The 19,045-nt window shown below is 51.2% G+C and carries 18 protein-coding genes; 8 read left to right on the top strand and 10 right to left on the bottom strand.

The genetic code is table 11. The features are described from left to right. Positions 1-109 precede the first annotated feature (109 nt). The 3 genes from I2G61_RS15755 to I2G61_RS15745 all read right to left on the bottom strand — a co-directional run bounded on the left by I2G61_RS15755 (position 110) and on the right by I2G61_RS15745 (position 2,838). Positions 110-901, bottom strand: a complete 792-nt coding sequence (locus tag I2G61_RS15755; protein WP_006061286.1) for a gluconate 5-dehydrogenase — start codon at positions 899-901, stop codon at positions 110-112. Between the two features lie 45 nt (positions 902-946). After that, complete coding sequence (gene kduI, locus I2G61_RS15750; RefSeq protein WP_072684837.1) at positions 947-1,789, bottom strand: 5-dehydro-4-deoxy-D-glucuronate isomerase; 843 nt, start codon at positions 1,787-1,789, stop codon at positions 947-949. 77 nt (positions 1,790-1,866) lie between these two features. Continuing rightward, positions 1,867-2,838, bottom strand: a complete 972-nt coding sequence (locus tag I2G61_RS15745; RefSeq protein WP_072684836.1) for a YafY family protein — start codon at positions 2,836-2,838, stop codon at positions 1,867-1,869. Between the two features lie 97 nt (positions 2,839-2,935). Here I2G61_RS15745 and I2G61_RS15740 point away from each other — a divergent pair, with 97 nt between their 5' ends. After that, on the top strand, positions 2,936-3,220 hold the full coding sequence (locus tag I2G61_RS15740) for a hypothetical protein (protein ID WP_072684835.1): 285 nt from the start codon (positions 2,936-2,938) through the stop codon (positions 3,218-3,220). A 1-nt stretch (position 3,221) separates the two neighbouring features. After that, positions 3,222-4,346, top strand: a complete 1,125-nt coding sequence (locus I2G61_RS15735) for a hypothetical protein (protein WP_072684834.1) — start codon at positions 3,222-3,224, stop codon at positions 4,344-4,346. A gap of 108 nt (positions 4,347-4,454) precedes the next feature. On the opposite strand, the gene I2G61_RS15730 is transcribed toward I2G61_RS15735, so the two are convergent. The 4 genes from I2G61_RS15730 to I2G61_RS15715 all read right to left on the bottom strand — a co-directional run bounded on the left by I2G61_RS15730 (position 4,455) and on the right by I2G61_RS15715 (position 9,472). Beyond that, a complete protein-coding gene (locus I2G61_RS15730; protein ID WP_072684833.1) occupies positions 4,455-7,028 on the bottom strand; it encodes an FtsX-like permease family protein in 2,574 nt (857 codons plus the stop codon). Beyond that, positions 7,025-7,708 (bottom strand): ABC transporter ATP-binding protein, encoded by a 684-nt coding sequence (locus I2G61_RS15725; RefSeq protein WP_072684832.1) that lies wholly within the window; start codon positions 7,706-7,708, stop codon positions 7,025-7,027. Before I2G61_RS15725 ends, I2G61_RS15730 begins: the two co-directional genes overlap by 4 nt. Positions 7,709-7,786: 78 nt before the next feature. Then, positions 7,787-8,782, bottom strand: coding sequence for a sensor histidine kinase KdpD (locus I2G61_RS15720; RefSeq protein ID WP_072684831.1), 996 nt, complete (start codon positions 8,780-8,782; stop codon positions 7,787-7,789). A 3-nt stretch (positions 8,783-8,785) separates the two neighbouring features. Then, on the bottom strand, positions 8,786-9,472 hold the full coding sequence (locus I2G61_RS15715) for a response regulator transcription factor (RefSeq protein ID WP_072684830.1): 687 nt from the start codon (positions 9,470-9,472) through the stop codon (positions 8,786-8,788). Positions 9,473-9,654: 182 nt separating this feature from the next. On the opposite strand from I2G61_RS15715, the gene I2G61_RS15710 reads away from it, so the two are divergent. From I2G61_RS15710 to I2G61_RS15700, 3 genes are all read left to right on the top strand, one after another. Then, positions 9,655-10,107 (top strand): hypothetical protein, encoded by a 453-nt coding sequence (locus I2G61_RS15710; protein ID WP_195397670.1) that lies wholly within the window; start codon positions 9,655-9,657, stop codon positions 10,105-10,107. Then, positions 10,100-10,435 (top strand): hypothetical protein, encoded by a 336-nt coding sequence (locus I2G61_RS15705; protein WP_195397669.1) that lies wholly within the window; start codon positions 10,100-10,102, stop codon positions 10,433-10,435. The genes I2G61_RS15710 and I2G61_RS15705 overlap by 8 nt, the downstream gene beginning before the upstream one ends. A 135-nt stretch (positions 10,436-10,570) precedes the next feature. Further along, entirely contained in the window at positions 10,571-11,053 is a 483-nt protein-coding gene (locus I2G61_RS15700; protein ID WP_195397668.1) for a GNAT family N-acetyltransferase, read from the top strand. 170 nt (positions 11,054-11,223) lie between these two features. Here the strand turns inward: I2G61_RS15700 and I2G61_RS15695 are convergent, their stop codons facing one another. The 3 genes from I2G61_RS15695 to I2G61_RS15685 all read right to left on the bottom strand — a co-directional run bounded on the left by I2G61_RS15695 (position 11,224) and on the right by I2G61_RS15685 (position 14,009). Then, the gene (locus I2G61_RS15695) at positions 11,224-12,126 is read right to left on the bottom strand and encodes a phosphotransferase family protein (protein ID WP_195548445.1); all 903 of its coding nucleotides are present in this window, start codon (positions 12,124-12,126) and stop codon (positions 11,224-11,226) included. 66 nt (positions 12,127-12,192) lie between these two features. Next, complete coding sequence (pepT, locus tag I2G61_RS15690) at positions 12,193-13,413, bottom strand: peptidase T (protein ID WP_195397666.1); 1,221 nt, start codon at positions 13,411-13,413, stop codon at positions 12,193-12,195. Then, complete coding sequence (locus tag I2G61_RS15685; RefSeq protein ID WP_072684825.1) at positions 13,410-14,009, bottom strand: DUF1349 domain-containing protein; 600 nt, start codon at positions 14,007-14,009, stop codon at positions 13,410-13,412. The genes pepT and I2G61_RS15685 overlap by 4 nt, the downstream gene beginning before the upstream one ends. Positions 14,010-14,187: 178 nt before the next feature. Here I2G61_RS15685 and I2G61_RS15680 point away from each other — a divergent pair, with 178 nt between their 5' ends. From I2G61_RS15680 to I2G61_RS15670, 3 genes are read left to right on the top strand one after another with little or no spacing between them, the layout of a single operon-like run. Beyond that, positions 14,188-14,646 (top strand): MarR family winged helix-turn-helix transcriptional regulator, encoded by a 459-nt coding sequence (locus I2G61_RS15680; protein ID WP_072684824.1) that lies wholly within the window; start codon positions 14,188-14,190, stop codon positions 14,644-14,646. Next, positions 14,637-17,543 (top strand): acyl-CoA dehydratase activase, encoded by a 2,907-nt coding sequence (locus I2G61_RS15675; protein ID WP_195397665.1) that lies wholly within the window; start codon positions 14,637-14,639, stop codon positions 17,541-17,543. The genes I2G61_RS15680 and I2G61_RS15675 overlap by 10 nt, the downstream gene beginning before the upstream one ends. Continuing rightward, the gene (locus I2G61_RS15670) at positions 17,536-18,828 is read left to right on the top strand and encodes a 2-hydroxyacyl-CoA dehydratase (protein ID WP_072684822.1); all 1,293 of its coding nucleotides are present in this window, start codon (positions 17,536-17,538) and stop codon (positions 18,826-18,828) included. Before I2G61_RS15675 ends, I2G61_RS15670 begins: the two co-directional genes overlap by 8 nt. Positions 18,829-19,045 lie beyond the last annotated feature (217 nt).

Genomic DNA, 19,045 nt, shown 5'->3' with positions numbered 1-19,045 from the left:
GTAAATACCCGTGGTTGGATTTTCACCAACTAGATGTATGCCATGCCCGGCACACGACAAAAAACGCTCCCCTTTTCAGGAAAGCGTTCTGATGATCGATCGAGAAACCTTACTGCGGCTGTTTGCCAATGTAAGCCAGAATACCGCCGTCAACGTACAAAATGTGACCGTTGACGAAGTCGGAAGCATCGGAAGCCAGGAATACCGCCGGTCCCATCAGATCTTCTGGTTTGCCCCAGCGAGCAGCCGGTGTTTTGGAAATGATGAAGCTGTTGAACGGATGACCTTCAACACGCAGCGGAGCGGTCTGCGGCGTCTCGATATAACCCGGGCCGATACCGTTGCACTGGATATTGTATTCGCCGTATTCGGAAGCGATGTTCTTCGTCAGCATTTTTAAGCCGCCCTTAGCTGCCGCATAAGCGGAAACTGTTTCGCGTCCCAGTTCGCTCATCATCGAACAGATGTTGATGATCTTGCCATGACCCTTCTTGATCATGCCCGGAATGACAGCCTTGGAAACGATGAACGGACCGTTCAGGTCAATGTCGATGACTTTGCGGAAATCCGCAGCCGCCATTTCCAGCATCGGGATCCGCTTGATGATTCCCGCGTTGTTGACCAGGATATCAATCACGCCGACTTCGGCTTCAATTTTCTTTACCAGCTCGTTGACGGCCGCTTCATCGGTAACGTCGCAGACATATCCGTGTGCCGGAATGCCTTCTTCTTTATAAGCCGCCAGCCCCTTATCGACCAGTTCCTGGTTGATATCGTTGAAGACGATCGTTGCGCCTGCCGCTGCGAAGCCGCGGGCAATATTGAAGCCGATGCCGTAGGAAGCGCCGGTGATCAGGGCGACTTTGCCCTGCAGAGAGAAGCTGTTCATGAAATTTTCCATTTTTATTTCTCCTTTTTTATTCATTTTCGTATGAGTTGAACGCGTTTAACGCAATTCTGTCGTCGGGATATTGTCCATATCGTCAAACGCTTTGTTTTCGCCGCCCATCGCCCAGATGAACGTATAGTTGCTTGTGCCGCAGCCGCTGTGAATGCTCCAGGACGGAGAGATCACGGCCTCTTCATTCTGCATGACGATATGGCGTGTTTCTTTACCTTCGCCCATCATATGGAAAACGACGTTGTCTTCCGGGATGTCAAAGTAGAAATAAACTTCCATGCGGCGCTCGTGCGTATGCGCCGGCATTGTGTTCCAGACGCTGCCTTCTTCCAACCGCGTTAAGCCCATTGACAGCTGGCAGGTTTCCAGCACGTCCGGATGAATGAACTGATTGATCGTTCTTGCGTTGGATGTTTTTAAATCGCCCATCGGACGCTTGTTCGCATCCTGAATTGAGATAAAGGTCGTTTTGCACGGCTTATGCGCCGGCGCGCTGACCATATAGAATTTTGCCGGATGGGCGGCATCATCGCTCGCAAAGGTGACTTCCTTTGTCCCCATCGTGATATACAGGCAATCTTCATGCCCCATTTTGTATTCGACGCCGTCTGCAGTGATCACGCCCGGTTCGCCAATGTTGAAGATCCCGATTTCCCGGCGCTCCAGGAAAAAATGCATGCCGAAATTTTTCCAGCAGTCGATGCCCTTGTCAATTGAAACCGTTTCGTTGACCGGCATGCAGCCTAAAGTGACCATGCGGTCGACGTGCGAATAAACCGCGGTAACTTCATCCGCCTTGAACAGATCAGTAATCAGGAATTCATCCCGAATCTCATCTGTGGTGTAGCGCTTGAAATCCCGCTGGTTAACAGAATAACGAATATCCATAATCGCGTCCTCCTTTTTCTTTCTGTCCCTATCATACCGCATTTTTCTTAACTTGTATACAAGTTTTAGAAACTTTTTTATTTTTTCTCATAACGGCTCAGCGCGGCGCTGAAAATTGTCTTCATTTCTTCCCTGACGGAGGCCGGTTCCAGGATTTCCATCCACTTCGCATACTGCATCGCCAGGTAAATCACGCCCTCGCGGCTGCCCTTCACCCGCGTGATAAAATGCTCCGGATCCTGCACGACAATTTGAATTTCCCTGCCGAAATGATCGACGATGTCATCCAGAATCCGCCGGTGGCATAACAGAATAAAATCAAGCACTTCCCCACCGTACATGTAAACTTTTGTCTTGGCGTATTCGTAAGGATCGCACAGCGGCCCCAGCGGTTCCTTCAGCGCCTCGCGTTTTTGGATATTGCGGATCTTATCCACACGGTAATGACTGAAATCCCGGTACTTTTCATGGCGGGCGATCAGATATGTTTTTTCATTCTCATAGACCAGATAAACTGGCTGAACGACATAGGGTGCGGTGCGGCGGGGAACCAGCTGCAGTTTTTCATTATATTGAACATAATCGAATTCCACCGCGCATTTTTCTTCCACTGCTTCCAACAAAATTTGAAGACTGAAGAAGAAATCCTGATTGTCTTTCTTGCGCAGATTATCAATATAAACCATATTGCGATATTTTTGAGCGGTGTAGTGGCTCTGGGTCGCCAGGAGTTTCTTGATCAGATCGTTGGAATGCTTGCGGGGAATAAAATTGGACGCATGCACGGCGTTGCACAGAAGCATGATTTCCGATTCTTCAAAATCCCGGTTATCCAGATAATACCCGTGTCCATTTTCCTGATAGGTGCTGATTTCATAACCAAATTCCTTCAACATCTGAATGTTGGCGTACAGAGTCCGCCGTTCGATCGGGCACTGATACAGCTGCTCCATTTTCTGTTGGATCTGCGCCGCTGTCAGCGGATGATCGCGGTCGCTTTCCCGCTGCAGAATCTCCAGAACCGCCAGCACGCTCGTTTTCTTTTCCATCGCTCTACTCACCTCTGTCTTTATTATAAAGCTGGCAGGTTTTTTGTACAGTTAAAGCACTATAATGACGCTGTAAATACAAAAAGGAGTGAAATTCATGAATTACATCACGATCGTCGCAACACACCAATTCTTCGGAACTGATATCTTCAAGGTTGGTCAAATCCTGACCGGCGTCAAGGAACCAGAAAACAGTTTTGACAGTGAAGCGATCAAAGTCGTTACAGAAAGCGACGTGCCCTGCGGTTACATTGCCAACAGCGTGCATACGGTCGCAAAAGGCTGCCATTCCGCCGGACGGATTTATGATTCCTTCGAGAACCGGGTCAAAATGAAAGTGTTGTTTATCGTTAAAAACGTCGTCATCGCAGAAATTCTTTAATATGAAAAAGTTAAAGATCATTTTCCAGGCGCTGTTCCGCAGGCTTCGGACGCACTGGAAAAAACCGGCTGCGCCTGTTGTTTCACCTGCGGCCGCCCCGTTGCCGCCTCCGCCGGTCTTTCCGTTTCCGGTTCATAGCGGAGATCTGGTTTGGTGCTTAATGCCGCTGCCTCAAAAAGAGCTGGATCAGATTCCGGAAGGTCACCAGATTCGGCCTTATTGGATCGCAGCGGTGAAAACAGATCATGTAACAGGGTTTTACTGTTCATCCAAGCCGATTAAAAAGTGTCCCGCCGCTTCTCAGTTCGTTATTTCCAATGCCGTGACGCAAATCCGTGATACCCATGTCGATCTGCGGCGGATCTTCCGCATTCCGGCTGCGAATCTGATCGAGCCGATCTGTTCAGTTCCCGCCGTCGTGCAAACTCAGGCGAATAAACGGTTGATTCTGCAGCATCGTCAAAATCAAAACCGGCCGGCCTTCCGGTTTCCTGTTCCGCTCGTTCCGGCGCCCGGGGATCTTCTGCATTCGCACGGATTGATCCTGGACTGCAGCGAACAGAGCTGCACGATTGTTCCCCGCTGCAACCCCAACGCAGAGGGCGCTGTCGGCGGCAGGATTAACAACAGAGTCTTCTATTTCAATGCCCTCCAGACGCAGACGCTCCCGTTATCCGAGCTCGCTGCCAACGATATAGCCGGACTGGCGGATTGGGAGCTTCTTTCCCGGATCCGTTTGGAAAACAGAAAAGCACGGTCGCGGACTTCGCCGCCCAAACACAAACAGAACGCCTATGTCCGCAAACCTGCGCCATATGCCTGCGGTCAGATTTTAGAGGAATGGGGCGGCCAGCAATATGTGTTCCTCTGCGCGACCCGCACCCATCAGTATGGGTATGTTTATGACGATTTTATGCCCGACAAGCTTGTGTGTCTGAAATCTGATCTGATCGTCACGCCTGAACGGCTTCCAGAGGATCAGCTGAACGACGATCTTGAAGCCTTGATCGAAGCCCAGGAGAATCCGCAGATGCTTCAACTCCTTCGGCAGGTTCAAAAACAGAAAGATCTGCCTTTCCCTTTCCTTCGCAGCACTCCGCCCAGATTCAGAATTTCCGCGATCTGAAGTCGCTGGAAGATCAGCCGGGTTATCCTGTTCGGAATTCCTGATTCTTGAATTCCAGTTTTAACCTGAAAAAAACGGAATCCATGCGGACTCCGTTTTTTATTCTCGCTATTCTTCTTCCTTCAGCGTTTCAATGATATTTTCTTTTCTTACTTTCCGCGTCGCATAGCTCATCATCGTCATGACCATCAGCATCAGCACGGCGACCCCGCCCAGAATCATCGGCCAGGGCATTGCGAATGAAAACCAGAAACTTCCCTGCATCAAATTGTAGTGAAGCAAGGTGATCAGATACAAGCTGACAGGAATGCCGATGGCTGCCGCGCCCAGTCCGTAAAACAGACTTTCAAGCCGGATCATGCGGTTGAACTTCTTTTCATCCATGCCTACTGACCGCAGCATCGCAAACTCCTTGCGCCGCAGCGCGATGTTGGTCGAGATCGTATTGATAACGTTGACCAGGCAGATCATGCAGATCAAGGTGATAAATCCGTAGATAAAGATGGAAACAATCGTCAGCAGCGTTTTATCTTCCCGCTGATTCTGAACCGGACTGTACCAGCTGAAGCTGTGCGTCAGATTCTGCTTGCCAATTTCATCAATCTGCTGGAGCATTGTCTCCTGCTGCCCTGGGACTGCCCGCAGATACAGCTTATCACTGTAAGACCGCGAACCTTTCGCTTCTGTTAAAAGCGTATTCAAATCCGAAACCGGAATCAGCACCGCGAGATTGCCGCCGTAAACGATTTCACTGGAATACAGATCCATATCCGCGGCGAGCGCCATTGGTTTTATCGTCAGCATTTCTCCCGCGTCGCCGATCGAGATCTTCAGGGTGTCCGGTATACTTTTCAAGAACGGAACGTCCGCATACCGTTTTTTCCCGTTCTCTGCGATCTGCGCTCGATAACGGTTAAAGAGGATCCCCGGGATCGCGCCGTCAGCAGGATTCGCCATTGCCGCTTCCGAAATCGAATTTTCAGTCAGAATTCGTGCGTATGTTTCGTCATCCACCGCAAACAACAGCGCCGGATATTCTTCCCCAATCCCTGACCAGTAGTCGTCGAAGTCAAGATTCTGCGTATGCACGGCGGCATACACCTGGGTAATCCGCTGGGTGCCGGCGACTGAAGTCAGCTGGCGAAGCTGGGTGAAGCTGGGCTTTTCTTCGAGGAAGGAATGCGAAGAATAATCCGTAACCCAGGCGTCAGCGAGTTCATCCTGACTGGTCATGCCGACGGCCTGAATCATCATTGTCATCACCGAGGTCACCGTCGTAAACAGAATTAAGCTGACCGCCAGCGATAAAATGGTCAGTCCGGCTTTGCGGCCGCTGCGCTGGATATTTTTGACAGCCAGTTCGCCCTCGATGCCCCACAATTTTCCCGCAGCGAAGGATAAAAAGCGATGGCGGCGTTTCAGCTTCACTTTCTGCGGCTGACGAATCGCCTGGATCGGCGTCATCCGCGCGGCTTTTAAGGCCGGCAGCCAACAGGCAAGAACGATCATCACTACGGAACAAATTACCGTCAAAGCAACCGCAGGAAAGGAAACCACCGTATGAAACGGAACATCGGCGGAAAGGAATTCCAACGATTGAAGCATCGGATTAATCACGCGCAGCGTTACCGCCATTCCGCAGATCCCCGCCAGCACGCCTATCGGTATGGCCGCCAGCGCGATCATCAGCCCTTCCTGAACCACACACCAGAATTTCTGACGGGAAGTCGTGCCGACGCTGGCCAGAATCCCGAACTGCCGGCTGCGTTCAGTCTGTGAAATCGCGAATGCGTTATAAATCAGAAATACCGATCCGGTGATGATAATCAACAATGTCAGCGTCGCCGCTGAGGCAACCATGGCGAAATAACTGTTTTCCCAGAATGGACCGCGAAACCGCAGGACGTTGTTATTCACCCCTGTGGCCGGATACAGCTTGATCTGAAGCTGTGGAAAATCTTCCTGCGGCCGCTGACCGGAATGTTTTAATTTAACATACACAACCGGATCCACACCGGGATCGGTTTCGGAACGGGCCGTGATCGCGGTATAGCCCGGCGACCAGCGCGGTTCCAGATCCGAACGTTCCATGATTCCAACGACAGTGTAATTTCGCGGCTGCAGATCAACGATCGTTTCCGGCTGTTCCGGATCGTAAGGATTGTTTTGATTTAACGGCTGATCCGGACTTTCCTGCAGTACCCGTTGGCCTGTCTGCAGCGTAATCGTCTGACCCAATTCAATTTCAACACCGCCATTGTAGGCAACATGCTCGGAAACCAACAGCTCGTTTTCATTTTCCGGCAGCCGACCGGAGACTAAATGCAGGCCAAGCCGCTGGAAACCTTCCTCGTCGCAGGCCCGGATAAACCAATACGGCTTGTATTCGTTCTGGCTTTCCGGTAAGACGGCGTAGCCCAGATCATCAACCATAAAGGTGTGATCCACCTGTTTATCCGTATTTAAATACTGAATTTCAGTTTCATTGAGATCGCTGTAAGCCAGCTCCCAGTCGCCCGTTTCATAGACCGCCTTGCGTTCCATATAATCAAGAAACGAGGAAGCGAACACACTGACGGCAGTGATCATCGCGACGGAGATGACGATCCCCATCCCCGTGAACAACGTGCGCCGGCGGTTAACCTTCAGCGATTGAAAGGTATATTGATGCAGGATATTCATTGCCGGATCACCTGATCGGAACTGATCCGTCCGTCTTCAATCGCGATGATGCGGTCGGCCTGCAGCGCGATATTTTCATCATGAGTGATGACGATGCAGGTCTGATTGCGCTGCTTGTTCGACATTCTCAGCAGCGTCATGATCTCCTGAGTGTTGCGGCTGTCCAGATTGCCGGTCGGCTCATCCGCTAACAGGATCGCCGGATGATGAATCAGTGCTCTTCCGATCGACACCCGCTGCTGCTGCCCGCCGGAAAGCTGGCTGGGCAGAAAATTCCGCTGCTTGGTTAATCCCAGCTGCTCTAACAGCTGATCGACCGTGTCCCGGTCGACTTTGCGTCCGTCCAGACGCAGCGGCAGCGTAATGTTTTCCTCGACCGTCAGCACAGGAATCAGATTGTAAAACTGGTAGATCAGACCAACTTGACGGCGGCGGAACACCGCCAGCTTATCTTCCTTTAAGTCCGTGATCACCGTTTTGTCAACGACGACCTGACCTTCGCTGGGCTGATCGACGCCGCCCAGAATATGCATCAGCGTTGATTTTCCTGATCCGGAAGGTCCGACAATCGCAACAAACTCGCCTTTATTCACCGTAAAACTGACATGATCCAACGCCGTGATCTGCAGCGCCCCGCGGCCATAAAACCGGCTGCAGTTTTGCACGCTTAATATTTCCATGAGTATTCCTCCTGACACAATCAATATAAACGAAACGGATGACACGCCGATGAAACCGTGGATGACAAATTCGTCATGTTAAATCACCTGGCGGACAAACCGGATTAAAAACCGCGATCCCCGGCCTGGCGTACTTTCCACGCTGAGCGTCCCATCCTGCGCGGCCAGAATCTGCTGAGACATCGCCAAGCCGATACCGACGCTGTCCGGCTTCGCATTTTTGCCACGATAGAATCGTTCAAATAAATGCGGCAGATCCTGCGGATCGATCCCTTCCCCATTATCCTCGATCACAATTTGATCGACCAGGGCTGTGCGCGTACAGAGAATCCGGATCTGTCCGTTGGGCGCGTGTTCGGCGCAGTTGCGCAGAATATTCCCCAGCGCTTCCGCCGTCCAGTTTTCATCGACCGTCAAAACAAACGATTCCGGACATTCCAGCACCCATTCCACATTATTCCGCAGCATCTCCGCTTCCGCTTGGGACAACGCCTTGTTAATCAGGGCACGGATCGTTATGGAATTGGGTAAAAACTGCACCGCCCCGGCCTGCAGCTTCGCCATTTTAAGCAGCGACTGAATCAGCCAGCGCATCCGCGTCAGCTGGGCGGCGATCAAGCGCAGAAATTCCTGTTGCCGAACCGGATCCATGTCCGGCTGCTGCATCAGATCGACCATCATCATCATCGAGGTCAGCGGCGTTTTCAGCTGATGAGAAATATCGCTGAGCGAATCGGAAAGAAACTGCTGCTGCGCCTGCAGCTGTTCCGCACTTTCCCGCAGCTGAACCGTCACCTTATAGATCTCGCTGTGCAGAATACTCAGTTCGCCTTCCTCATAATCCTGCGGATTCATTTGATAAAGACCTTCCCGGACTCTGCGCATCTGATCGTTCAGCTGCCGCAGCCGGCGGTAGCGCCACGCCGTAAACAGACAGAACGCGCTGATCAAAACAGCGGCCAGACTGACGCAGACAATCAGCATCTCCCGGGACGCCGCCGCGGCGATCAGAAAAAAGGGCAGGCATAATCCGATGCAGCCCAGGATAAAAATTTTGATCTCACGATTTCGCATCTGTCATTCCCCCAGTTTGTAGCCTAACCCCCGGATCGTCCGGATCAGCTGCGGATGCGCCGGATCATCCTCCAGCTTTTCCCGCAGCCGCTTAATATAAACCGTCAGCGTATTGTCATTGACGTATTCCCCACCCAGATCCCAGATCGCTTCAAACAGCTGGTCGCGCGTCATGACCTGATTGCGGTGCGTCGCCAAAATTAATAAAAGCCGGTATTCCATGCCTGTCAGAAAGACTTCCTGATTATTCTTAAACACCCGCGCAGCGATCGTATTGATGCTTAAATCCTGATAATTGATCGTCGTTTCGGCCTGTTTTTTTCCGGCCCTGCGCAGTACGGAATTCATCCGGGAAATCAGCTCACGCACGCGAAACGGCTTCGTGATGTAATCGTCCGCCCCCAGGTCCAGCCCCATGACAATATTGACCTCATCGTCACAGGCCGTCAGAAAAATCACCGGGATTTCTTTCAGCCGGGAGTCCTCGCGCATCCGCTTGCAGATCTCATAGCCGCTGCCATCCGGCAGCGTCACGTCCAGCAGCACCAGATCAAAGCTCTCCTGTTGGATTAACTCCAGCCCCTGCGTCTTGGTCATCGCAGTCATGACCTGGTAGCCTTCCTGACTTAGCGTATATTGCAGCGCCGTTAAGATCGCGCTGTCATCCTCTACGCAGCAAATTTTATTCATGTTTATCACCTGATTTTATTATAACCGATCTCTCTGCCAAGCACATGACGAGTTCGTCACTTTGAAACTGACAAATTCATGACGATTGTTCCGGGACGATTGTTGTCGACCGGGATTTCCTTTATAATAGCCTTAAGCTAAGGGACTATCAATGCCCTTAGAAAAAGAAAGAAGGCGTCATCATGACAAAGTGGAAACGGGTTGTGGACAGCTGGAAATGTTCGGTAATTCTGATCGCGGCGATTTCAGGCTGCTTATTTTTTCTGCCGGAGATGCGCAGCATCCGTCAGCTGATGTTTGCCCCTGCCGACATCCAGCCGCAGGATTTCTGGAATATTCAAATACAAAACGCTGACAACGAACAAGCGGAAATCATCTTTCAGCCCTATTCCTATGAGGAACAAACGTTTTTTCAGACATTAGGCGAACGGAGCTGTCTGCTTGCGTCAATTAACGATCATCCGTTACAGGTGATATTTCCCGGGCAATCCGTAAAACTCCATGAAAATGATCAAATCCGCCTTCTCTGGCTGGTCGATCCTCAATTAAAATCACAGCTTAAATCGCGTGTGATTGCAGATCAAGCCTTGGTTTTCAATCATGGCCAGCTGCAGGAGGACGTTGATCATGAATAAGAAAATACGGATTCTGAATATTTTTTTAAGCTTGATTTTAATTGGAATCGCCTTTGTTCACTTTCAATTTGAAGTTCCCGTACTCCACTTCAGTCAGTCCGTCATTGAGGAATGGGAGAATGACTTCGCCAGTGGCGGCGGCTTCGGCGATGTGCTAACCGACGCGATCGAAACTGCGGCAAATGAACAGGACTGGCAGCGAGCCTGGCAGTTGAGTCAACTGTACGCTTTCGTTTATGCCAAACCGGACGTTCAAAGCGGAAAACTCTGTTGGATTGACACTGCGGGCGGACAAAGAAAAACGATCTGCGGCGTTTTAGAACCGTAGCAATTCAGATACCCGATTCTCTTTATCGGCTATTTGCTTCCTATTCATTAGTTGATAAACAAGACACATTGTAAGAATCCCCTATTTTGTAAAAAATCCCCATTCCATTCATTATTGAAAGAAGGAGAACGCCTGATGCTTACTTTTCAAGCCGCTTTCGAAGAAGAAATTGATCTTATTTACCAGCTGTACCGACGTTGTGTTGAAACAAGCCGCGGCAGTTGGGATGACGAATACCCGACCCGTGATTTTGTGGAACAAGATTATCTTCGCCAGGGATTAATGACTTTGAAAAACGAACAGGGCGAGATCGTCGCGGCGGGTGCGATCACGCCGGCGGATGAACTGAAAGATTTAGAATACCGCACGGCTTTGCTTCACCCTCTGGAATTAAGCCGTTTAGCCGTAGATCCGCAGTTTCAGGGGCAGGGATATGGCAAGCTCCTGCTGCAAGTTTTAATAGAAGAAGTACGTAAACGGGGCGCTGATGGAATTCAGCTGTTGGCGGCCAAAGAAAACGCACCCGCCCTGGCCTTGTATCGCGGCGCTGATTTTCAAGAGAAAGGCAGCTGCCGGATGTACGATACTGACTTCATCCTGTTTGAAAAGAAATTGTAAAAGAAGATAATGCTCAAAAAAACAGGAAGTCCACGTCTGCCTCAGCGGTCAGATTGACTTCCTGTTTTATTTCTTGATCTTATCAGAATAGGCAGACCTGAAATCCAACTTCTCGTCAACCAGAAGATAGGTCTATCCACGACGAGTCAGATTAAGAAAAGAAAACAAACTCACGGAATGAGAATCGTGTTCAATTCACTGATTAAATCCAGATACTTTGTGATCAGTGCATTCCAACTTTCCGGAGCTTGAAAGCTGATGACGGCTAAAATTCCTCGTAATAACCAGCAGCGAATTACGGCTGACAGTTTGGTTCTGTCAATCGCCTGATATGTTTCGCTATAACTGTGCAAAAAGGCTTCGATCATTAAAGGATACAGCGCGTGATCGGGTTCGCTTTGAATACACGAGGAAAGACTGGCGGCCAAATCAAAATAACCGTCGCCCAGCCGGGCTTCGCCAAAATCAATAATTCGCAGACCCGAGGTTGTCCAAAGCATATTCCACAATCCCAAATCTCCGTGTATCGGCTGATCTTCACGCAGATTGATTATCAAGCTGTCCTGAAGCAAACTATGAATTGCAGCCTGATGCTCAGCTGTGACCGCAGTCGGAAACCATGCGAACCGGCATTGTGCTTTCTGCTTCAGTTGTCCTAAAGCAAACCGATCAGGAACAACTGGCAGAGTCATCCGCTCCTGAAACAAAACTTTCTGCATCAGCGCAACGGTCTTTCCCATATGCGCGGCCAGCTCCACGCCCCGTGGTCTGTCCGGCGAAGGCTGCAAATATTCCTGAAAATTAAAGAACCGTCCCTGATCCTGCACATAAGCAGCGTGTGTTTTTGTGAGCCTCAAAGCAGGTGCAATTCCCTGCGGCGCCAAAACAGCGGCGAATTCCGCTTCCGTCTTGGCATGAGCTTCCGACGCGATTTCCCTGAAAATTCCCTGAGTTTCACCACACATGATCTTGCGGGCATGACTGGAAATACCACTATGAATTTCTTCTATTATCATTGGTTCTTCTCCCGGCAGCCACTGCCGGAGAACCCTTTTCAAACGATCCGGTTCCATTGACACTCCCCCTCTTTAGCTGATCGTGCAAAAAGCTGAACTATTCCAGTTCAGCCTTTTCATTTTCTATTTCTTCAAATTCGTCGTCGCTTTTACGATGTTCAGCAGAATCTCAACCACCTTGTGCATCTCCTGCACGCTGCATACCTCGTAACGGCCATGGCAGTTCGCCCCGCCCGTGCCCAAATTCGGACATGGCAGCCCCATGAACGTCAGCCGCGCTCCATCGGTGCCGCCGCGGACTTTTTCCACCCATGGCTGCAACCCTGCTTCCGTGATCGCCTGCTTTGCCAGATCTACAATCCATTCCTGATCCTTCAGGATTTCCTTCATATTCCGATACGATTCCTTAATTTCCACCTGCACCAGCGGCTGTCCGTACTTCTGATTCATATACGTCTCCGCTGCCTTCATCGTGGCCATCTGCGCCTGGAACTGCTCGCTGTCATGATTGCGGATGATATATTCCATCACCGTCTGTTCAACATTGCCCTCCATATTGTTCAGATGATTAAAACCTTCAATGCCTTCGGTATATTCCGGGCGATTGAACACCGGCAGCATCGCGTGGAATTCCATCGCGACGTTCAGAGAATTGATCATCTTGTGCTTCGCGCTGCCCGGATGGATCGAGAAGCCTTGAACCGTGACCTTCGCGCTGGCCGCGTTAAACGTTTCATCACTGATCGCTTCCATCTCGCCGCCGTCGACCGTATACGCGAAATCCGCGTGGAAATTCGCAACGTCGAACAAATCTGCGCCGCGGCCGATTTCCTCATCCGGCGTAAAGCCGATCCGGATCTCGCCATGCTTGATCTCCGGGTGCGTCAGCAGCGTTTCCGCCATCGTCAGAATATCTGCGATGCCCGCTTTATCGTCCGCCCCCAGCAGCGTATTGCCGTCGGTAACGATCAGATCCTGGCCTGTGTAACGTGCCATATTCGGAAAATCGCTGACCTTCAGCGTAATTTTGTCGTTCAGCGCGATATCCTTGCCGTCGTACTGAGGAATGATCCGCGGATTGACGCCTTCGCCGCAGAAATCCGGCGCGGTATCCATGTGCGCGATAAAGCCGACGGTTGGAACCTCATAGTCTAGATTTGACGGGATCCTGCCGTACAGATAGCCCTGATCCTCCCGAACCTCCTGGATACCCAGCTGTTCCATTTCTTCTTTCAATACCTTTAACAGATCCAGCTGACAGGCTGAGCTGGGGACGGTCGGACTTTCCGGATCCGAAACCGTGTTGATTTTCGCATAGCGAATTAAACGCTCTTCTGGGGTCATAATTTATTCCTCTTTTCTTCCCATTGCAGGCTTTCAATCATCATATCAAAAAACTCAGCGTCAAACGTCGAATTCTTGGGACTGCAGGCATAAAACCCAACCTGCGCGACACCCTCGGTCAACGGCAGCGCAAACTCCCGCAGCCATTTGAATTTCTGGCCGTTAAACGAAAATTCGACGCGGAATTCATTCTGCCACCGGTGCAGCCGCAGCGTCAGCGTATGAATGCCGCTGGAGATCGGCATGCCGGCCCAGTCAGAGAAACCGCCATAAGTCACCGTCGAGCAGACCGACGACGCTTGTTCGTCGCGATATTCAATTCCCGCCTTGCACCAGCAGGAAGGATCGCTCATGACAAAAATCCCCAGCTGATCATAAACTTCATGCAGCTGCGCGCGAATCGTCACCGTCAGCGTAAAATCCTGACGGATTGGAAGCAAGAGCGCGTGCCCGTTGAATTTATTCAGCTGACGGGCCTGGTTGATCCAGAAATCCGTCGCCGGTTCTGTGCTGAAGATGATCCGGCTGCGCCCGATCGTCCAAAGGGACGGACGGTTCATCCAGACCAGCAGCGAAGTATCCAGCCGTTTTTTCATACTTATCCTTCCTAACTGTTTTTATTATATCAAATTCCCCGGCAAATAGAATTTTGAAAGTGAAAATAAGATGAAAAGAAAAAGAATTTCAGTCAATCGAATTGACTTTTTTATTTAAACGGTTAATATTTAATGCATTAATTATTCAAGAATTAAGAATTGAATTGGAGATGATGGTATGCACTATGAAGCTGATGAAAATGAGCTTATGAATCTTGTACGAAGCGTGAACAATCACATGAATCATGTGTTGAATCAGTTCTACTCGCCCTACGGTTTAACACGCCCGCAGGCGATGGTTCTTTCGGAAATTGAACGAAATGGTCCGGTCACACTCAGCCTTCTGGCGCAGCGGCTGGGCATGACTACCAGCAATCTCTGCCTGATTGCGCAGCGGCTGGAGAAAAGCGGCTTCTTAAAGCGAAAACGGGATCCGCAGGATCAGCGCAGCGTGATTTTGATCAACACCGCCAAAAGTCACGAGCTGATCCATCAGGTTCAGGAAAACGTTAATGAAATGATCCGGCGCCGGCTGGAATACACCGATCCCGAAAATATGGATAAGATAATGGAGGGACTGCGGTTGTTAAACGCCGTTATGATGAAACAGAATCAGGGGGACAAAGCATGCGATTAGGAATAGATATTGGTTCGACGACGATCAAATATGTCGTCCTGGATGACGCGGGACGCTGCATTGATCAGGATTATCAGCGGCACAGCTGCCAGATCACGGAAAAGCTGATCGAGGTGCTGCAGAAAGTATCCGCCAAATACAATCAGCCGGCCATGGCGTTAGCAGTATCGGGCTCCGCCGCGATGGGCCTGCAGGAAAAATGCAGCCTGCCGTTTGTGCAGGAAGTGTACGCGACCCGGATCGCCGCGACGAAAAGACTCGAGGAGGTCGACTGCATCATCGAGCTGGGCGGCGAAGACGCGAAGATTTTGTTTCTCAGCGGCGGTCTGGAAGTCCGGATGAATGGCACCTGCGCTGGCGGCACCGGAGCGTTTATCGACCAGATGGCCACGCTTTTAAACTTAAGCGCGGAAGAAATGAACGAAGCCGCCAAACAGGCGGAAAAACTCTACACGATCGCCTCCCGCTGCGGCGTGTTCGCCAAGTCGGATATCCAGCCGCTGATCAACCAGGGCGCGGATAAAGAAGATCTGGCTGCCAGTATTTATCAGGCGGTCGTCAATCAGACGATCCAGGGACTGGCGCAGGGGCGTAAAATCGAAGGCCGCGTCGTCTATCTGGGCGGACCGCTGACCTTCAACAGCGAACTGCGCGCGGCGTTTGATAAAACATTGAAGCTCACCGGCGTCTGTCCGGAAAACAGCCTGTATTACGTCGCGATCGGCACCGCGTTATTAGCGGAAGATCCGGTGAATTTCGCCGACGCGATCGAACAGCTGCAGACGATGGACGCGTCCAGCTTTGTGCGTTCCCTGCCGCCGTTGTTTGCGGATGAGGACGAATACCGCCGGTTCAGCGAGCGGCATCAGCGCAATCAGGTCCGGGTTCATGAACCGAAAGAAATTATCGGCCGCTGCGCTTTGGGCATTGACGCCGGCAGCACGACGGTCAAAATGGTGCTGATCAACGAGCAGGAAGAAATCCTGTATTCGATGTATCAGCCCAATCAGGGCAACGCGCTGCAGCTGGTCCGGGAAGCGCTGATCGAATTGATGCGCGCCAACCCGCGGATGGAAATCGTGTCCAGCTGCGTCACCGGTTATGGCGAAGATCTGATCCGCAGCGCCTTCGGCGTCGATGCCGGCATCGTGGAAACGATGGCGCATTTCACCGCCAGCCGCAAATATATGCCGGACGTCGATTTCATCATCGACATCGGCGGTCAGGATATCAAATGCTTTAAAATTCATAACGGCACGATCGACAACATCTTCCTTAACGAAGCCTGTTCCAGCGGCTGCGGCAGCTTCCTGCAGACCTTCGCCAACGCGCTGGGCTATGAAATTGAGGATTTCTCGCGGCTCGGCCTGTTCGCCAAACATCCGGTCGATCTGGGCAGCCGCTGCACAGTCTTCATGAATTCCTCAGTCAAGCAGGCGCAGAAGGACGGCGCAACGATTGACGAAATCTCCGCGGGCCTGTCGATCAGCGTCGTTAAAAACGCTTTATATAAGGTTATCCGGACCGCTGACGCAAAGTCTTTGGGCAAACATATCATCACCCAGGGCGGCACCTTCTACAACGACGCAGTGCTGCGGGCCTTCGAGCAGGAACTCGACACCGAGGTTATCCGGCCGAATATCGCCGGCCTGATGGGCGCTTACGGCTGCGCGCTGCACGCCCTGCGCCATTGCCCGGATGCGTCGTCGCTGTTAAATCTCGATCAGCTGGAACATTTCCGCAACGAGATCCGCTATGTCCAGTGCGGTTTGTGCAACAACCATTGCCGGCTGACCGTCAACCAGTTTTCCGATGGCCGCAAATATATCGGCGGCAACCGCTGCGAACGCCCGGTTACGAAAAAAAGCACGGCTCAGGACTTGAATATCTACGCCGTCAAACGCGAGCTGTTAGGCCAGTACAAGCCGGTTCCCGGACCGCGGGGGAAAATCGGCCTGCCGTTAGCCTTAAATATGATGGAGCTGCTTCCATTCTGGCACACCTTCTTCACGGAGCTGGGCTTCGAGGTCGTCACCTCCGGCTTCGCTTCGCTGGAAAAATACCAGAAAGCGCAGAACTCAATTCCTTCCGACACGATCTGCTTCCCGGCCAAACTGGTTCACGCCGCGATCCAATCGCTGCTCGACCAACAGATCCCGGCGATTTTCTATCCGTGCATGACCTACAACATGCGTGAAAAAAATGCCGACAACAATTATAACTGTCCGGTCGTCGCTTACTATCCGGAAGTCATCGCCGCCAATATGCAGCAGGTGACGCAATGCGATTTCATCTACGATTATGTCGGCATCCATCGTCAGAAAAATTTCCCGATCAAGGTTCATAAGATTCTGAACCAGCACTTCCGCGTCGGTCTGCGCGAGGTCATCAAGGCCAGCAAGAAGGCGTATGAGGCAAATGATCAGCATCTGGAAACAATCCGGCAAAAGGGTCAGGAAATCATCACGCAGGCCCAGCTGGACGACCGTCAGATCATCGTGCTGGCGGGCCGGCCGTATCATGCCGATCCTCTGGTTTCCCATGACATCGACAAACTGATCACCAGCTACGGCGCGGCGGTCATCAGCGAGGATGTCATCAACGAGGAAGTCGGCAAGAAGGAGCTGGGCGTCTGGAACCAATGGACGTATCACTCCCGGCTGTATGCCGCAGCCCGCTATGTTGCGACGCAGGAAAAGATGAATCTGGTGCAGCTGGTTTCCTTCGGCTGCGGCGTCGACGCGATCACAACCGACGAAGTGCGGGAGATTCTTGAGGAACACGGCAAGATTTACACGCAGATCAAAATCGACGAAATCACTAACCTGGGCGCGGTCAAAATCCGTCTGCGTTCCCTGTTCGCCGCGCTGAAGCAGGAGGAAGAACATCATGACTGACAATAAAGTTTTATTCACAAAAGAAATGCAGAAGGATTACACGATCCTGATTCCGATGATGGCGCCGATCCACTTTCAGCTGCTGCGCAACGTGCTGGTCCACAGCCGGTACAACGTCGAGCTGTTGGAAAACACCGGTCCTTCAGTTGTCGAGCAGGGTCTGAAATATGTCCATAACGACACGTGTTATCCGGCACTGCTGGTCATCGGCCAGATGATCGACGCGCTGAAAAGCGGAAAATACGACGTTCACAAAACGGCACTGATCATTACGCAGACCGGCGGCGGCTGCCGTGCGAGCAATTATATTTATCTGCTTCGCAAAGCCTTGAAAAAAGCAGATCTCGGTTTTGTCCCGGTTATTTCTCTGAATTTATCGGGACTGGATTCCCAGCCGGGTTTTAAATTAAGCCTGTCGATGCTGCAGAAGATGTTGTGCGCGCTGGTCTATGGCGATCTGTTAATGGATCTGACCAATCAGGTGCGGCCGTATGAAGTGGCATCCGGCACTGCCGATCAGCTTTGCCAGCACTGGATCGACGACCTCAGCCGTCAGTTTGATCACCGTCAGGGCTTATCCATCGGCGATATGAAGCGCAATATGCGCGATATCGTCATGTCTTACGCCGCGATTGAGCGGCAAAAACGGGACTTAGTCAAAGTCGGCATCGTCGGTGAAATCTATATTAAATATTCGCCGCTGGGCAACAACAGCCTGGAGAAGTTTCTGGCGGAGCAGCAATGTGAGGTAAAGCTGCCGGGGATGATGGGGTTCATGTTGTACTGCGTCTACAACGGCGTTGAAGACGTCAAGCTGTACGGCGGCGGTTTCGTCAAAAAACAGCTGATGAGTTTCGTCTATTCACTGGTGCTGAAACTGGAGAAAATGACGATCGACGCGATCCGCACTTATTCCGATTTTGACGTGCCAGGCTCATTCCCTGAAATGAAAGCAGGCGCCGAGCAGATTATCGGTTTGGGCGCGAAGATGGGCGAGGGCTGGTTATTGACCGGCGAGATGGTTGAACTGAATAAATCGGGATTTAAGAATATTATCTGTACCCAGCCGTTTGGCTGTCTGCCCAATCATATCGTTGGCAAGGGCATGATCCGCAAAATCCGCGAACAGGATCCGGACTGCAACATCGTCGCGATTGATTATGACCCAAGCGCAACGCAGGTCAATCAGGAAAATCGGATTAAGCTGATGTTGTCCATCGCGCGGGAAAATATGAAAAAAGCAGAAACTGACACGGCTTCCATGCCTGTACCCCAGGCTGAATAGCTCAGATTTCAATATCAAAGCAAGAAGGTTGGATCAACCTTCTTTTTTTACGCCTCAGGCTTTCTTATCTTGGGCTGTTTTGACAGGCTGATTTCGTCTTTCGATTTCTATCCGGGACCCGTACCTTACAGCTTGTGAAAAAGAACCTTCATACTGTGAAAGAATGATGAAAAATGAAGAAATAGCGGGGCTTTTCGCAAAAAAGCGCAATAGGTAT

The organism is Holdemania sp. 1001095H_141210_F2 (genome assembly GCF_015558105.1).
Lineage (GTDB): Bacteria > Bacillota_I > Bacilli_A > Erysipelotrichales > Erysipelotrichaceae > Holdemania.
The sequence above is the reverse complement of the archived record's forward strand: the minus strand, read 5'-3'. Positions and strand labels throughout refer to the sequence as shown.

What these genes read in the sequence shown, in the direction of transcription:
- I2G61_RS15755 (WP_006061286.1), bottom strand. Translation starts at nt 901, where the DNA reads ATGGAAAATTTCATGAACAGCTTCTCTCTGCAGGGCAAAGTCGCCCTG.
- kduI (WP_072684837.1), bottom strand. Translation starts at nt 1,789, where the DNA reads ATGGATATTCGTTATTCTGTTAACCAGCGGGATTTCAAGCGCTACACC.
- I2G61_RS15745 (WP_072684836.1), bottom strand. Translation starts at nt 2,838, where the DNA reads ATGGAAAAGAAAACGAGCGTGCTGGCGGTTCTGGAGATTCTGCAGCGG.
- I2G61_RS15740 (WP_072684835.1), top strand. Translation starts at nt 2,936, where the DNA reads ATGAATTACATCACGATCGTCGCAACACACCAATTCTTCGGAACTGAT.
- I2G61_RS15735 (WP_072684834.1), top strand. Translation starts at nt 3,222, where the DNA reads ATGAAAAAGTTAAAGATCATTTTCCAGGCGCTGTTCCGCAGGCTTCGG.
- I2G61_RS15730 (WP_072684833.1), bottom strand. Translation starts at nt 7,028, where the DNA reads ATGAATATCCTGCATCAATATACCTTTCAATCGCTGAAGGTTAACCGC.
- I2G61_RS15725 (WP_072684832.1), bottom strand. Translation starts at nt 7,708, where the DNA reads ATGGAAATATTAAGCGTGCAAAACTGCAGCCGGTTTTATGGCCGCGGG.
- I2G61_RS15720 (WP_072684831.1), bottom strand. Translation starts at nt 8,782, where the DNA reads ATGCGAAATCGTGAGATCAAAATTTTTATCCTGGGCTGCATCGGATTA.
- I2G61_RS15715 (WP_072684830.1), bottom strand. Translation starts at nt 9,472, where the DNA reads ATGAATAAAATTTGCTGCGTAGAGGATGACAGCGCGATCTTAACGGCG.
- I2G61_RS15710 (WP_195397670.1), top strand. Translation starts at nt 9,655, where the DNA reads ATGACAAAGTGGAAACGGGTTGTGGACAGCTGGAAATGTTCGGTAATT.
- I2G61_RS15705 (WP_195397669.1), top strand. Translation starts at nt 10,100, where the DNA reads ATGAATAAGAAAATACGGATTCTGAATATTTTTTTAAGCTTGATTTTA.
- I2G61_RS15700 (WP_195397668.1), top strand. Translation starts at nt 10,571, where the DNA reads ATGCTTACTTTTCAAGCCGCTTTCGAAGAAGAAATTGATCTTATTTAC.
- I2G61_RS15695 (WP_195548445.1), bottom strand. Translation starts at nt 12,126, where the DNA reads ATGGAACCGGATCGTTTGAAAAGGGTTCTCCGGCAGTGGCTGCCGGGA.
- pepT (WP_195397666.1), bottom strand. Translation starts at nt 13,413, where the DNA reads ATGACCCCAGAAGAGCGTTTAATTCGCTATGCGAAAATCAACACGGTT.
- I2G61_RS15685 (WP_072684825.1), bottom strand. Translation starts at nt 14,009, where the DNA reads ATGAAAAAACGGCTGGATACTTCGCTGCTGGTCTGGATGAACCGTCCG.
- I2G61_RS15680 (WP_072684824.1), top strand. Translation starts at nt 14,188, where the DNA reads ATGCACTATGAAGCTGATGAAAATGAGCTTATGAATCTTGTACGAAGC.
- I2G61_RS15675 (WP_195397665.1), top strand. Translation starts at nt 14,637, where the DNA reads ATGCGATTAGGAATAGATATTGGTTCGACGACGATCAAATATGTCGTC.
- I2G61_RS15670 (WP_072684822.1), top strand. Translation starts at nt 17,536, where the DNA reads ATGACTGACAATAAAGTTTTATTCACAAAAGAAATGCAGAAGGATTAC.